Source organism: Kiloniella sp. (assembly GCF_965205715.1).
Taxonomy (GTDB): Bacteria; Pseudomonadota; Alphaproteobacteria; order Kiloniellales; family Kiloniellaceae; genus Kiloniella.
In genome coordinates this window covers 132219-145636 of the sequence record NZ_CBDBHW010000013.1, presented here as the reverse complement: position 1 = coordinate 145636, position 13418 = coordinate 132219, and the positions used below count along the sequence as shown (strand labels likewise).

Annotated in this window: 18 protein-coding genes; 10 read left to right on the top strand and 8 right to left on the bottom strand. The window is 45.2% G+C overall.

The features are described from left to right. Positions 1–69: 69 nt before the first annotated feature. On the top strand, positions 70–678 hold the full coding sequence (locus tag ACOGW3_RS11855; RefSeq protein WP_419903162.1) for a Smr/MutS family protein: 609 nt from the start codon (positions 70–72) through the stop codon (positions 676–678). A gap of 56 nt (positions 679–734) precedes the next feature. After that, positions 735–1124, top strand: coding sequence for a helix-turn-helix domain-containing protein (locus ACOGW3_RS11850; RefSeq protein WP_419903161.1), 390 nt, complete (start codon positions 735–737; stop codon positions 1122–1124). A gap of 110 nt (positions 1125–1234) precedes the next feature. On the opposite strand, the gene msrA is transcribed toward ACOGW3_RS11850, so the two are convergent. From msrA to hslV, 5 genes are all read right to left on the bottom strand, one after another. Further along, the gene (msrA, locus tag ACOGW3_RS11845; RefSeq protein ID WP_419903160.1) at positions 1235–1741 is read right to left on the bottom strand and encodes a peptide-methionine (S)-S-oxide reductase MsrA; all 507 of its coding nucleotides are present in this window, start codon (positions 1739–1741) and stop codon (positions 1235–1237) included. Next, complete coding sequence (gene msrB, locus ACOGW3_RS11840; protein WP_419903159.1) at positions 1742–2188, bottom strand: peptide-methionine (R)-S-oxide reductase MsrB; 447 nt, start codon at positions 2186–2188, stop codon at positions 1742–1744. It lies immediately after the preceding gene. 167 nt (positions 2189–2355) lie between these two features. Beyond that, the gene (locus ACOGW3_RS11835) at positions 2356–2529 is read right to left on the bottom strand and encodes a DUF1737 domain-containing protein (RefSeq protein WP_419903158.1); all 174 of its coding nucleotides are present in this window, start codon (positions 2527–2529) and stop codon (positions 2356–2358) included. A gap of 21 nt (positions 2530–2550) precedes the next feature. Then, positions 2551–3885: an ATP-dependent protease ATPase subunit HslU gene (gene hslU, locus ACOGW3_RS11830; protein ID WP_419903157.1), complete on the bottom strand. Its 1335-nt coding sequence runs from the start codon at positions 3883–3885 to the stop codon at positions 2551–2553. Next, positions 3885–4442 carry an ATP-dependent protease subunit HslV gene (hslV, locus tag ACOGW3_RS11825; RefSeq protein ID WP_419903156.1) on the bottom strand — a complete coding sequence of 186 codons (558 nt, stop codon included), beginning with the start codon at positions 4440–4442 and terminating at the stop codon, positions 3885–3887. The genes hslU and hslV overlap by 1 nt, the downstream gene beginning before the upstream one ends. Positions 4443–4887: 445 nt before the next feature. Here hslV and hisB point away from each other — a divergent pair, with 445 nt between their 5' ends. From hisB to ACOGW3_RS11790, 7 genes are all read left to right on the top strand, one after another. Then, positions 4888–5475, top strand: coding sequence for an imidazoleglycerol-phosphate dehydratase HisB (gene hisB, locus ACOGW3_RS11820; protein WP_419903155.1), 588 nt, complete (start codon positions 4888–4890; stop codon positions 5473–5475). 61 nt (positions 5476–5536) lie between these two features. Next, a complete protein-coding gene (hisH, locus tag ACOGW3_RS11815; RefSeq protein WP_419903154.1) occupies positions 5537–6178 on the top strand; it encodes an imidazole glycerol phosphate synthase subunit HisH in 642 nt (213 codons plus the stop codon). Between the two features lie 14 nt (positions 6179–6192). Next, positions 6193–6729, top strand: a complete 537-nt coding sequence (locus ACOGW3_RS11810) for an N-acetyltransferase family protein (RefSeq protein ID WP_419903153.1) — start codon at positions 6193–6195, stop codon at positions 6727–6729. A 12-nt stretch (positions 6730–6741) separates the two neighbouring features. Beyond that, positions 6742–7467: a 1-(5-phosphoribosyl)-5-[(5-phosphoribosylamino)methylideneamino]imidazole-4-carboxamide isomerase gene (hisA, locus tag ACOGW3_RS11805; RefSeq protein WP_419903152.1), complete on the top strand. Its 726-nt coding sequence runs from the start codon at positions 6742–6744 to the stop codon at positions 7465–7467. Between the two features lie 104 nt (positions 7468–7571). After that, on the top strand, positions 7572–8333 hold the full coding sequence (gene hisF, locus ACOGW3_RS11800; RefSeq protein ID WP_419903151.1) for an imidazole glycerol phosphate synthase subunit HisF: 762 nt from the start codon (positions 7572–7574) through the stop codon (positions 8331–8333). Between the two features lie 31 nt (positions 8334–8364). Further along, positions 8365–8703, top strand: a complete 339-nt coding sequence (locus ACOGW3_RS11795) for a phosphoribosyl-ATP diphosphatase (RefSeq protein WP_419903150.1) — start codon at positions 8365–8367, stop codon at positions 8701–8703. A gap of 97 nt (positions 8704–8800) precedes the next feature. Then, positions 8801–9157, top strand: a complete 357-nt coding sequence (locus tag ACOGW3_RS11790; RefSeq protein WP_419903149.1) for a histidine triad nucleotide-binding protein — start codon at positions 8801–8803, stop codon at positions 9155–9157. A 78-nt stretch (positions 9158–9235) separates the two neighbouring features. Here the strand turns inward: ACOGW3_RS11790 and ACOGW3_RS11785 are convergent, their stop codons facing one another. Continuing rightward, entirely contained in the window at positions 9236–10792 is a 1557-nt protein-coding gene (locus ACOGW3_RS11785) for a PAS domain-containing sensor histidine kinase (protein ID WP_419903148.1), read from the bottom strand. 384 nt (positions 10793–11176) lie between these two features. Here ACOGW3_RS11785 and ACOGW3_RS11780 point away from each other — a divergent pair, with 384 nt between their 5' ends. Beyond that, positions 11177–11425 carry a ParB N-terminal domain-containing protein gene (locus tag ACOGW3_RS11780; protein ID WP_419903147.1) on the top strand — a complete coding sequence of 83 codons (249 nt, stop codon included), beginning with the start codon at positions 11177–11179 and terminating at the stop codon, positions 11423–11425. A 17-nt stretch (positions 11426–11442) separates the two neighbouring features. On the opposite strand, the gene ACOGW3_RS11775 is transcribed toward ACOGW3_RS11780, so the two are convergent. Then, positions 11443–12966: a YifB family Mg chelatase-like AAA ATPase gene (locus tag ACOGW3_RS11775; protein WP_419903146.1), complete on the bottom strand. Its 1524-nt coding sequence runs from the start codon at positions 12964–12966 to the stop codon at positions 11443–11445. Positions 12967–13127: 161 nt separating this feature from the next. Then, positions 13128–13313, bottom strand: a complete 186-nt coding sequence (locus ACOGW3_RS11770; RefSeq protein WP_419903145.1) for a Flp family type IVb pilin — start codon at positions 13311–13313, stop codon at positions 13128–13130. Positions 13314–13418 lie beyond the last annotated feature (105 nt).

Here is a 13418-nt window from a genome sequence, read left to right as displayed (position 1 = left end):
TTGCATGATGGCATTGGGAAAGCCGAGACTTTTCCCCAAACGATTACCCAATTATTTTTGTGAAAACACGTGGCTAAAAAAGACAAATCAAAATCCCCTACAAAGAGTGAACCCGATCTATGGCGCATGGTCTCAAAGTCTGTGAAGCCATTGGAAAATCGGGATTACTTTGTCTTTGGCCGCGTTCTTCCACAACCAAGTTTTGATCCGGATAAGTTTGAGGCAGAGATCTCTGATGGGGATGCTGAAATTCCCTTTAAGCCCTATCGGTCTGCACCAGCAAAATCTAGACCCATCCCAGAATCTCTCAAGAAAAACCTAAGCTCGCTTTCGCATGGTCAAGTTGAGAACATGGATGGCAGGCAGGCAGAACGCTTTATCAAAGGCAGGATGCCTATGGAGGCAATTTTGGACCTCCATGGTCAAACTCAGGTTCAGGCGATGTCTTCCTTGGCAGCATTCATCCGCGATTGTAGAGCAAGAAATTTACGTAATGTTCTTATCATTACAGGTAAAGGCTCGGGCCCACAATCTCAGGGGGTGTTGAAAACGATGGTTCCGCGTTGGTTGAACGATGAGACCAATCGGGGATCTATATTGGCGTTCAGTCACGCAAAACACCATCACGGTGGGAGTGGTGCATTATATGTGCTCTTGAAAAGGCGGCGGGAAAGATAGAGACTGTCCGAAAGTCAAATCTCGCTACCTCTCTGTTTATACTGTATAATGTTCTCATGACACCCTTTGGACACAAGCTCCGCGAAATACGAGCGGACCGAAACCTTACTCTTAAAGAAATGGCTAAAGGCTTAGGCGTGTCTTCAGCCTATCTGTCTTCTGTTGAGCACGGCCATAGAGGTCAGCCAAGCAGACGCTTTGTTCATAGAGTATGTCAGTACCTCAACATAATATGGGATGATGCCGAAGAACTAGAGGAACTGGCTATACGGTCTGATCCAAAGGTATCTGTAAATACGGCTGGTTTAACTCCAAAAGCCACTTATCTGGCAAACTGTTTGGCGGAACAGATTACAGAGCTATCAGATGATCAGATAGAGGCTATGATGAAGATTATTAACGTTGAATGGGATGACAATCTGGATCGAACCAAATCGACGGATTAGATAAAATCATTTTCTTATCGAAATGATCTCTCATTTATATTGAAAAACAGGAGTCCGAAAACTCCTGTTTCTATTAGCACCTACATTTAGGGCGACTTAACGGGCCAGGGTTATTCTGCGACAGCACGTACAGGTAATTTCCAGTTCGGCCTTGGAAAGTGACAGGTATAACCAGTGGGATGGTTTACCAAGTAATCCTGATGTTCTGTTTCGGCTTCCCAAAATTCTCCGACGAGCTCAACTTCTGTTACGACCTTACCAGGCCACAATCCGCTGGCATCCACGTCGGCAATGGTATCTCTCGCTACCTGAAGCTGTTCATCATTGGTGTAATAGATAGCTGAGCGATAGGCCGTTCCTCTGTCATTTCCCTGTCTGTTTGGTGTGGAAGGATCATGAATTTGGAAAAAGAACTCCAGAATTTCTCGATAGGAGGTCTTTGTCGGATCGAATAAGATTTCTATCCCTTCGGCGTGGGTGCCATGATCGCGGTAAGTCGCGTTCTTTACATCGCCGCCCGTATAACCAACCCTGGTTTTCTCGACGCCTGGAAGTTGTCGAATAAGATCCTGCATTCCCCAGAAGCAGCCGCCTGCCAGTACAGCTTTTTCAGTCATTTATACATCCTCCACTTGATCAAGATACTCGCCATAACCTTCTGCTTCCATCTGCTCTTTTGCAATGAACTTTAACGAAGCAGAATTGATGCAATACCGAAGTCCACCTGTATCTTCAGGCCCATCTGTGAAGACATGCCCCAAGTGACTGTCACCATGTTTCGAGCGTACTTCCACACGTTCCATAGCGAGTGATGCATCTCGATACTCGGCAACGTTGGTTTTAACAATAGGTTTGGTAAAACTGGGCCAGCCACAGAAACTGTCATACTTGTCAGACGAAGCGAACAAAGGTTCACCGGACACCACATCCACGTAGATACCAACCTCTTTGTTCTTGTAGTATTCGCCCGTATAAGGACGTTCGGTGCCATTTTCCTGTGTGACTCGAAACTGCTCGGGCGTGAGTTTCGCGATTGCTTCTTTTGTCACAGCATAAGTCTTCATTGCTACAAGATCCTCTTGTCACCATTTCGATTACTGGAATATGGGGGTCTAGGGGAGTAAATACCAATAGCCCAGGAGTTAAACTTTACGTGAGCGATTTGCCTGGAAAATAAAAAAGCAGGAGTCCTGAAACTCCTGCTTTAGCAAATAACCTCAATAATAAAGAGCTATTTATCGTTTTCGTTTTGCCAAACGACTGCCTGGCCACAAATAACATCAGTCCCATTGAATGTTAATGATGGAGAGCCGTATAGTTTGTAGCCATCTTCAAGGGCCTTGGAAATCCGAAGACAAAACTGGTCATCATCTTTCCCTGTGATGAAGCGATAGCGTTGTTTCATTGTTATTCTCAATTCATATTTTTAAAGAATGAATTTGGAAAGATCAGTGTCTTTCGCAAGGCCTGAAACCCGCTCAGTGACATCATCAGCTGATATAACGACACTTTCACCAGAGCGATCAGTTGCTGTGAAAGAGATCTCTTCAAGCAACTTCTCGAGTACAGTATGAAGACGGCGAGCCCCAATGTTCTCAACCGATGTATTTATATCCGCTGCAAGATCTGCCAAGGCATCAATCGCTGTGTCTTCGAAAGAAAGAGTAAGATCTTCAGTTCCCATCAAGGCGATGTATTGCTTGATAAGGCTGTTTTCAGGCTCCAAGAGAATTCGTTTCAGATCATCCCGGCTTAGCGCGTTTAACTCTACCCGGATCGGGAGACGACCTTGTAATTCAGGCAGCATGTCTGATGGCTTTGAAAGGTGGAAAGCACCTGAAGCGATAAAGAGGATGTGATCTGTTTTAACCGCACCGTGTTTGGTGCTGACGGTTGTTCCTTCAATAAGAGGGAGAAGATCACGTTGCACACCTTCCCTGCTGACATCGCCACCACTGCGTTCAGAACGAATAGTAATTTTGTCAATTTCATCAAGGAAAACGATACCGTTTTGTTCAACGTTATGAATGGCATCGTGAATAAGGGATTCTTCATCAAGAAGTTTATCCCCTTCTTCCGCCATTAGAAGTTCATAAGAATCTTCGACTTTCATACGTCGCTTTTTGGTCTTTTGGCCAAAGCCTTTGCCAAAAATATCACCTAGGTTGAGCATTCCCATGCTTGCGCCTGGCATGCCGGGAATATCCATGGTCGGCATTTGCATACCACTGCTATCGGTTACTTCAACTTCAATTTCTTTGTCGTTGAGTTGACCTTCGCGCAACATTTTACGGAATTTCTGCCGGGTTTCCTCACTGGCACCTTCGCCAACAAGGGCATCAAGCACGCGATTTTCTGCATTTTGCTCAGCTTGTGCAGTGACAGATTTTCGGTGTGTTTCACGTGAAATCAAGATGGCCGCATCCACGAGGTCACGAATAATCTGCTCTACATCGCGACCAACATACCCAACTTCTGTAAATTTGGTTGCTTCAACCTTTAGAAAAGGCGCGTTCGCCAGTTTGGCAAGACGGCGTGCGATTTCGGTTTTCCCTACACCGGTGGGGCCGATCATGAGAATGTTTTTAGGCAGAACTTCTTCGCGCATTTCATCGGTAAGTTGCTGGCGGCGCCAGCGGTTACGCAATGCAATCGCAACGGCACGTTTAGCTTCATCTTGCCCAACGATATAACGGTCCAGCTCGGATACAATTTCCCGTGGGCTGAAAGAGCTGGCGTGTTGAATATTATGTTCTGTCATTATTCGGCGTCCATACTTTCGACGGTCAAATTGGTGTTGGTGTACACGCAGATATCTGCTGCAATGCCGAGGGATTTGCGGGCAATTTCTTCTGCCTCAAGTCCCTCAATGTCGATGAGAGCCTTGGCGGCAGATAGAGCAAATGATCCACCTGAGCCGATTCCCATTAAGCCATCTTCAGGCTCCAGAACGTCGCCGTTTCCGGTTAAGATCAAAGATGTCGTGGAATCAGCCACAACCATCATCGCCTCTAATCTTCGGAGGTAGCGATCAGTACGCCAATCCTTGGCCAGCTCAACACAAGCGCGTGTCAATTGGCTTGGATAAGTTTCCAATTTAGCCTCAAGGCGTTCAAAAAGGGTGAATGCATCTGCAGTTGCGCCTGCGAAACCGGCGATAACATCGCCTTTTCCAAGACGGCGTACTTTGCGTGCATTTGCTTTGATAACGGTATTGCCCAGGCTAACTTGGCCATCGCCGGCGATTACCACTTTGTTACCTTTGCGGACCGACAAGATTGTCGTGCCGCGCCATTTAATAGGATCGTTTTCAGACATGTTTTTGAAATGGTCCATTCACTGCGTCGCGTCAAGGGATGATCTTACCGGAAAAGTATGTTTCTGCTGTTAAAGGTATAAATATTAAATTTCTTGAACTCGCATCACAGTATTTCAGGTCATCAATGTGTTAGGGATATTTCATACAAGGTCCCATTGTGTATGACAATGATCTGACGCGGTATCTTGTTGAGGAATTTTGTTAAAGATTCCAGTAGCGCTTTTACGATGTATGTAGTCGTGTATGTAGCCATGTATGTAATAGGGGATGCATTGAAGTAATATAATGCGGTTTTGAATGATAATCTCGCTGGCATGAACCGGGCTGACCTGCTACAAAAGCCGCGACTTTTCTCGTAATAAGAAGAAAGTCAGTCGTCTATACAACTATCGTCTAAGTACCTTATTTTAAGGGCTACGAATCAGTCATTGGGAAGGACACCCCGTGCGGCAGGCAAGTATCGAACGCAATACCAACGAAACGCAAATTACGGCGACCATCAATCTGGACGGTACCGGCAAGTATGATGTGCAGACAGGTGTCGGATTTCTCGATCATATGATCGAACAGTTATCTCGTCACTCGTTGATGGACATTACCTTGCGCGCGAAGGGTGATTTGCATATCGATTTCCACCACACGACTGAGGATGCAGGTATTGCTCTTGGGCAGGCTTTCAAACAAGCATTGGGTGATCGCAAGGGCATCAAACGCTACGGTTCCTGCCTTTTACCGATGGATGAAGCTTTGAGCCGCGTGGCGCTGGATTTATCCAACCGGCCATACCTGGTGTGGAATGTGAACTTTGATCGCGATAAAATTGGGGATATGGATACTGAGCTATTCCGAGAGTGGTTTCAGGCTTTTTCCTTTAACGCTGGAATGACTCTCCACGTTGATCAGCTTCACGGGTTTAATAACCACCATATTGTCGAAGCCTGCTTTAAGGCGTTGGCTCGTGCCATTCGCGAAGCTATCGAAATCGACCCGCGGAAAGCGGATGAAGTTCCCTCGACCAAAGGTGTGCTCTGATTCAGGATTTCCTGTAAAGAATCCTTGAGATCATGAGAGAAAACTTGATGAGGTACCTAAAATGACGCTCGCGATCATCGACTATGGTTCGGGTAACTTACGTTCTGCAGCAAAAGCCTTTGAACGTGCCGCAAAAGAATCAGGCCTAAATACACCTGTGATTGTGACAAGTGATCCTGAAATCGTCCGCAAGGCCAATCATATTGTTTTACCTGGCGTTGGCGCATTTGCGGACTGCTGGCGTGGCCTTAATGCGACGACAGGTATGATAGAGGTTCTGCGTGAACAGGTCATCCAAAACGGTAAGCCCTTTATGGGGGTTTGTGTTGGAATGCAGCTTATGGCGAGTGTTGGCCGTGAGTACAAAGACTGTGACGGCTTGGACTGGATCCCGGGTGAAGTAATCAAGATGGATCCGAAAGACCAGAGCCTGAAAATTCCTCACATGGGCTGGAACGAACTTAATATTATTAAAAATCACCCTGTTCTTGACGGTCTTGAGAACGGTACACATATCTACTTTGTTCACAGCTACCACTACGTCCCTGAAAACAAAGAGCACGTTCTCGCAGAGGTTCAATACGGGCATGAGATCTCTGCGGTTGTTGGTAAAGACAACATGATTGGTACCCAGTTTCACCCTGAAAAATCTCAGGATGCTGGATTGAAACTATTTGCTAATTTCCTAAAGTGGAAACCATGACCCCTACTCCGACTATGCCTGATCTCGCCCCGACTGTGGTGGTGACCGAACTGACAGAATTTCGTGGCCCAGATCTTTACGATCTGTGTGATGCGACTGAAGCTGCTATTGAAGATGGTGGTGGGTTTGGTTGGTTACGCGTGCCAGAGCGGGATGTCCTGGAAAATCATTGGCGAGGAACGCTGCTTATTCCTGGCCGGCAGATTTTTGTGGCACGTCTGGATGGTACGATATGCGGTTCTGCCCAGTTACACATGCAGCCGCGTAATAATGAGGCGCAATCTCATGCTGGACAACTTTCATCTTTTTTCCTCGCGCCCTGGGCCCGTGGACATGGGTTGGCGTTGAAGATGGTAAAGGCAGTAGAGCAGGCAGCTAGAGAACATCGTTTAAGTGTTCTGAACCTTGATGTTCGTGAAACTCAAAAGCAGGCAATCCGAGTCTATGAACAGATCGGGTTTACGCGTTGGGGCACGCAACATAGTTATGCAAAAGTCAATGACCAGTGGGTTGCCGGTCATTATTACAGCAAATTATTGAATAATTCCTGAGGGTAGCAAGACGTGATTGTATTTCCGGCAATTGATCTTAAGGATGGTGAAGCAGTTCGTCTTCTCAAAGGAGAGATGGATACTGCGACTGTTTTTAACTCTAACCCTGCAGCTCAAGCAAAAGAGTTTGAAGACGCTGGTTTTGAATTTTTACACATGGTTGATTTGAACGGCGCTTTTGAGGGACGCCCGGTCAATCGTAGTGTGGTTGAAGATATCATAAAAACGGTTTCCATGCCGACCCAACTGGGGGGCGGTATCAGAGACCTTAAGACGATCGAACAGTGGCTAGAAACGGGTGTTTCCAGAGTTATATTGGGAACGGTTGCAGTTAAGAATCCCGCGCTTGTTATCGAAGCCTGTAAAGTGTTCCCAGGGAAGATTGTCGTGGGTATTGATGCCCGCGGAGGTATGGTTGCCACCGAGGGTTGGGCCGAAACCAGTGACCTTGAGGCAACGGATTTAGCGCGAAAGTTCGAGGATGCTGGTGTAAGTGCCATTGTCTATACCGATATCGACCGCGACGGCCTGCTTCAAGGGTGTAATGTTGAATCAACGGCCAATCTGGCGCGCGAGATTTCCATCCCGGTGATTGCTTCTGGTGGGGTAGCTTCGGTTGAAGACATTAAACAGCTCAAAGCCGTAGAAGACGCAGGCATTGAAGGCGTTATTTGCGGGCGTTCGATTTATGACGGACGGATTGATCCAAAAGAAGCATTAAAGATAGCGGCAGGATAGTATATCAGGCTGCTTTTGTGCAGAAGATATTGTTCGGTTGTTGATAGAGGGCTGAAAAGCCCTGAGAAATAGCAGATAGTCCCTAAGGGGGCCTGGAGAATAACATGCTTAAGGCACGTATAATTCCTTGTCTTGATGTCAAAGATGGCCGCGTTGTGAAGGGCGTCAATTTTGTTGGTTTACGCGATGCTGGCGATCCGGTCGAACAGGCCCGGCTCTATGATAAGGCTGGAGCTGATGAACTATGCTTCCTTGATATAACCGCGAGCCATGAAAAGCGCGATATCATGCTGGATGTTGTCTCTCAGACGGCTGAAGAGTGTTTTATGCCTTTGACGGTTGGCGGCGGAATCCGGACTCTGGAAGATATCCGTGCCCTGTTACTTGCTGGCGCGGACAAGGTCTCAATTAACACAACAGCGGTTACCAATCCCGAGTTCGTCAAACAAGCCAGTGAGAAGTTCGGCAGCCAGTGTATTGTCGTTGCGATTGATGCCAAGCAAGTGTCCCCCGGAAAATATGAAATCTTTACCCACGGTGGGCGCAAGGAAACTGGTCTTGATGCGGTCGAATGGGCGCAAAAGATGGAAAGTTATGGCGCGGGTGAACTTCTTCTGACCTCTATGGATCGAGATGGAACAAAGTCAGGGTATAACCTTCCCTTGACCCGGGCGATTGCGGACGCAGTTCGGATTCCGGTTATTGCGTCTGGTGGTGTGGGTAACCTTGATCACCTTGTTGATGGAGTAAAAGAGGGCCATGCAACTGCCGTTCTTGCTGCATCGATATTCCATTTTGGAACCTATACAATTGCTGAAGCAAAAGAACATATGGCACAGGCAGGTGTACCTGTGCGTTTGGTATAACTGTTAATTCGATGTTGGCGGAGTTTATGTCATGAGTACGACCAAGGTGTCGGCAGAGGTCTTAGACGAGCTTTATTCTGTCATTCTAAGTCGGAAGGGCGATGATCCTTCGGTTTCCCATACTGCTAATCTGTTCTCTAAAGGGGTGAGCAAAATAGCTCAAAAAGTTGGGGAAGAGGCTGTGGAAACTGTGATTGAGGGTGTTAGCGGTTCAAAGGAAGAGCTTGCTGCGGAATCGGCTGATTTGCTTTTTCACTTGATGGTACTTTGGGCGGAACGCGACTTGAAACCGGAAGAAATCTGGAAGCAACTCGAGGGACGTAAAGGTAAGTCTGGGATCGCTGAAAAAGCCTCACGTCCAAAGACTTAAATTATAACTTACTTGACCTTACCTAATCCTCTCTAGTTAAATTACCCTATACTTTCTCGTTAATTTTACGTGTCGTTTCATCAAGGGATTTCGAACCATGACATATGACCAAAACAATATCTTCGCAAAAATTCTGCGCGATGAAATCCCTTGTGCCAAGGTCTTTGAGAACGATCACGTGCTTGCCTTTAATGATATTGCTGAAAAAGCTCCTGTACACGTTTTGATTATCCCAAAAGGAGCTTATGTATCATTCGCTGATTTCTCGCAAAATGCCTCTGAGGACGAAATTGTTGCTCTCAATCGCGCCATTGGAGAAATCGCACGGGATAAGGGGATTGTTGAAACAGGTTATCGTGTTATTTCTAATCACGGAATAAATGCACGTCAGGAAGTGCCACATTACCACGTGCATTTACTGGGTGGTAACGATCTCGGCGGGTGTTTTAACTAGTCGAAGAGTTATCAGTTTTAAATGGAAATGGGGCCTTCTAGGCCCCATTTCCATTTTTGCTATTATCGGATTTGAAAATCAGGATTTTTCTTCCATAACGGCTTTTTCTGCTGGAAAATGAAGGATGGCATTGGTTCCAATCCCAGGTTTACTGAGAAGCTTCAAAGTGCCACCATTTATCACAGTAAGTGATCGTGAAAGCGGAAGGCCCAAACCTGTTCCTTCGTACTTTCTCTCAAGAGTATTATCGACCTGAGCAAATGGGCGCAATGCAACCTCTATTTCGCTGACACTCATACCGATACCATTGTCCTCGATTTCAATAAGAAATCCATCATCATCCGAATAGTGCGCAGTGATATTGACGATACCCTGTGAACCCGTGAATTTTATTGCGTTTGACAGTAGGTTTAGGAATATTTGTTTTATACTGCGTTCATCAATTTTTATGGATGGGAAGTCTTTAGGCACATTCGTCTGTAATGATATTCCTGTGCTAATGGCCTTCCTCTGCGCAATTTGAATGGAATGTGCAATAGCTGACCTGATGTTAACATTGGTGGGGATCAGATTGAGTTCTCCAGCTTCGATCATAGAAAGATCAAGAATGTCATTGATCACGCCTAACAGATGACTTCCACTTCTATGGATATCGTTGACATACTCCTGATATCTGGGGTGACCCAAATCGCCAAAGAGCTTTTGTTCCATAACCTCCGAGAACCCAATAATGGCATTAAGAGGTGTTCTCAGTTCGTGGGTCATAGTGGAAAGAAAAGCTGTTTTAGCCTGACTGGCACGTTCTGCGTGATCTTTGGCAATTCGTAAAGCGCGTTCAACCTTTTTGATTTCCGTCAGTTCCACATCTATGCAGTACATTTCATGCTCACCATTACAGTTTACAAGCATGACATGGCTAGAATAGACAGGGATGGAACTCCCTTCCTTGTTTTTTAGCGTTATTTCACCCGAGGGAATGGGCTGGTTAAAGTTCAACCAGCGTTTATGTGCATTGATCGTTTCATCCCGAAGGTGATTGGGGATTATCAACTCTTCCAGGAGACTCCCCATCGCTTCTTCTTGTGAATAGCCATAGAGTTGTGTGCTGGCATTATTCCAATAAATAACACGTCTTCTCTGGTCATATCCTTGAACGGCAATATTTTCAATTTGATCAAATATCGCCCTGAATCTGACTTCAGGTACCAAGTTGATTTGCTCTGTATAAGATGGCTTGGCTAAGGGTTCAACATAGCCTTCAAAAGCAATGATGGACCCGTATCGATCACGGACGGTGACACAATTTTCACTGACCCATTGTGTTGTGCCATCTACTTTGAATATTTGATAGACAATATGACTGAGATGATCTTCCTTGCGGAGTTTATTGTAGATATCACGGCGGAGATCTAGGTCGGTATATAGCTGGCAGTTTTGTGATTGTATATATTCAAAGAATTCCTCTGGAGTTTCTAATCCAAAGAGCTTTGCATAGGCAGGGTTTACGGATGAAAAATATCCATCGAAATCAGTGCGGTACATTCCATAGGGGCAGTTGTTTACCAAACTTTCACAGGAATCTATTTCACGATCGCCTGACTTATAGAGAGGATTACTATCATTAATTGCGAGCATTGCGAGTCCTATTTATTATATCGGGACAAACGCACAAGTTGTCCTCTATTATATGCACACTTAAGTTGTAATATTTAGTAAATTTTTTTTGAATAATAAATTCAAATACTTGGTGATGGTGAATCTATCGAAATAGGATTCTTATTAATGAATCTAATAAACCATAAGTCGTATTTCTTAAAAAATAAGCTTCAGGCATTTATTAGCCAAACAGTTGTTTATCAAGGTGATATATTCAATCTGTTTCTTGTTTTTACGCTGATTGCCACGATTTTAAAAAAGTAGGGGGACTCAAACTTTAAGAATAGAAAATCGATGGTTCCAAACGGCGTGTTGGATCGATACAGTGTTGGAATAGTAATTATGGGTTAAGGAAAGTATCTATTGCTTAAGGTTCATATTTTAAAAATTGAAGATATTTATGTACCGACTGATCGACGGAAAGAGCTGGATGCCGCAAAGGTTGATCTGGCTGCCGAAGAGATTATTGAAGAGGCTGAGGAGAGACCAATAAGCGTACGTAAGGGCAAGGATAGATATGTTCTTTTAAGAGGAGTTAATCGTCTGGAAGCACATAAAGCGTTGGGCGAAGAGACGATAAAAAGCTATATTATGAACGCAATCCAACGCTAGAATTTACGACGATGTAATTAAGACCTGCTTTTTCGATAACGCAAAGCCTCGGTAATATGTTTAACATCGATATCGTCTACTCCTTCTAAGTCTGCGATTGTGCGGGATACTTTTAATACACGATGATAAGCTCTGGCTGATAGTTGGAATTTGTCAGCGGCTCTTTGCATTAAGCCGAGTTCCTGATCTCCAAGTTGAGTAATTTCGTCTAATATCTTTCCTTCGGCTTCAGCATTTGAGTGGGGACGAATTTCTTTTGGATAAGCAGAGAAGCGTTTAGTTTGGATGTTTCTGGCTGCTTGGACCCTTACGGCTATTTCGGCACTACCTTCCTTAGGTGACGGGAGAGACAGATCCTTTGCCCTGACAGGAGGCACATCTAAATAGAGATCAATACGATCATATAATGGCGCTGAAATACGCGCTTGATACTGGAGGCTACACCGTTGCCCTCTTGCACATATTTGGGTAACGGGATCCACTTCACCACAACGACAGGGATTCATAGCGGCAACCATCTGCACACGTGCAGGATAAGTAACATGCGCTTCTGCCCGTGCTATTGATATTTGCCCAGTTTCCAAGGGTTGCCTTAGAGTTTCTAATACATTGCGGTTAAATTCTGGAAGTTCGTCAAGAAAAAGAACGCCGCGATGGGCCAGTGATATTTCACCTGGTTTTGCCTTTGATCCGCCGCCTGCTATTGCAGGTGCTGATGCAGAATGATGTGGATCTCTAAAGGGGCGAAGGTGCTGTAATTGCCCGTTTTTTAATAAACCAGCCAAGGAATGGATCATGCTGACTTCAAGAATTTCTTCTGGCTCAAGATTGGGAAGAATTGATGGTAATCTTGAAGCCAGCATGGATTTTCCGGAGCCGGGAGGGCCATTGAAAAGGAGGTGATGTGATCCTGCTGCGGCTATTTCAAGAACTCTCTTTGCGGTCTCCTGACCTTTGACGTCTTTAAGGTCAGGAAAGTTCGCTCGTTCGTCCGGATTATTTTTAAGTAGGGGTTTTGGCGATGACAGGATTTGTCTGCCGTTGATATGATTGACGAGGCCAAGTAAACTGGGCGGCGCAATAATATCAAGCTCCTTTACCCAGGCTGCCTCCACTCCCTGACATGCAGGACATATAATCCCTCTATCAGTGGAATGGGCCTGAAGGGCGGTTGGTAGAACGCCATTAACGGCCCGGATCGTGCCATCAAGGGCAAGTTCACCGAGAGCGACATAATTCATCAATTCGTTTACTGGCATGATCTCCATTGCTGAGAGAATGCCCATTGCTATGGGGAGATCAAAATGGCTGCCTTCTTTCTGAAGATCTGCAGGTGCCAGGTTGACGGTTATTCTCTTGGGAGGGAGCGCGAGACCGATAGCTGTTAGTGCTGCACGTACCCGCTCACGACTCTCTGCAACGGCTTTATCAGGTAGTCCGACAATATTAAAGGCGGGCAAGCCATTCGAGAGTTGAACTTGAACTTCAATATCTCGAACTTCAATGCCTTGAAAAGAGACGGTATTTATTTGAACGGTCATAGAAATAACTACCTGGAGAACAAAAAGAGAACTCTAGTGTATCAGTTATGCATACACGTAAAAGAAGAAAATTATAAAGAGATATAGATTCAGTGGATTGAGGGCCTGTATTTAAAAATCTATAAAACGATTGGCATAGTTATGGAATTTAAATTTATTACCTATATTGAGCCATCCGAAGCCATAGAGACTCCTGAATCAATTGTCCCAAAAATGGTTACAAGTAAGTCACCTAAAGTCGATATTGGGCCAATTGCAACTATGGAAACGAGGGCGGCAATTAAGGCATATTCTATGGCTGTTGCACCGGAGTCATCAATGACAAAGGCCTTGATAAATTTGAGCATTTACGTTGACTCCCATTCCTCATAGTTATAAGGACGAAGGCCTAAATGTATACTAAATACAATGTAAATTCAAGAAATGGACCTAACTTTACCTAGTTAAAAGTA

Excerpts from the sequence above, each read along its gene's own strand:
- ACOGW3_RS11850 (WP_419903161.1), top strand. The coding sequence starts at position 735 with ATGACACCCTTTGGACACAAGCTCCGCGAAATACGAGCGGACCGAAAC.
- msrA (WP_419903160.1), bottom strand. The coding sequence starts at position 1,741 with ATGACTGAAAAAGCTGTACTGGCAGGCGGCTGCTTCTGGGGAATGCAG.
- msrB (WP_419903159.1), bottom strand. The coding sequence starts at position 2,188 with ATGAAGACTTATGCTGTGACAAAAGAAGCAATCGCGAAACTCACGCCC.
- ACOGW3_RS11835 (WP_419903158.1), bottom strand. The coding sequence starts at position 2,529 with ATGAAACAACGCTATCGCTTCATCACAGGGAAAGATGATGACCAGTTT.
- hslU (WP_419903157.1), bottom strand. The coding sequence starts at position 3,885 with ATGACAGAACATAATATTCAACACGCCAGCTCTTTCAGCCCACGGGAA.
- hslV (WP_419903156.1), bottom strand. The coding sequence starts at position 4,442 with ATGTCTGAAAACGATCCTATTAAATGGCGCGGCACGACAATCTTGTCG.
- hisH (WP_419903154.1), top strand. The coding sequence starts at position 5,537 with ATGACGCTCGCGATCATCGACTATGGTTCGGGTAACTTACGTTCTGCA.
- ACOGW3_RS11810 (WP_419903153.1), top strand. The coding sequence starts at position 6,193 with ATGCCTGATCTCGCCCCGACTGTGGTGGTGACCGAACTGACAGAATTT.
- hisF (WP_419903151.1), top strand. The coding sequence starts at position 7,572 with ATGCTTAAGGCACGTATAATTCCTTGTCTTGATGTCAAAGATGGCCGC.
- ACOGW3_RS11795 (WP_419903150.1), top strand. The coding sequence starts at position 8,365 with ATGAGTACGACCAAGGTGTCGGCAGAGGTCTTAGACGAGCTTTATTCT.
- ACOGW3_RS11790 (WP_419903149.1), top strand. The coding sequence starts at position 8,801 with ATGACATATGACCAAAACAATATCTTCGCAAAAATTCTGCGCGATGAA.
- ACOGW3_RS11785 (WP_419903148.1), bottom strand. The coding sequence starts at position 10,792 with ATGCTCGCAATTAATGATAGTAATCCTCTCTATAAGTCAGGCGATCGT.
- ACOGW3_RS11775 (WP_419903146.1), bottom strand. The coding sequence starts at position 12,966 with ATGACCGTTCAAATAAATACCGTCTCTTTTCAAGGCATTGAAGTTCGA.
- ACOGW3_RS11770 (WP_419903145.1), bottom strand. The coding sequence starts at position 13,313 with ATGCTCAAATTTATCAAGGCCTTTGTCATTGATGACTCCGGTGCAACA.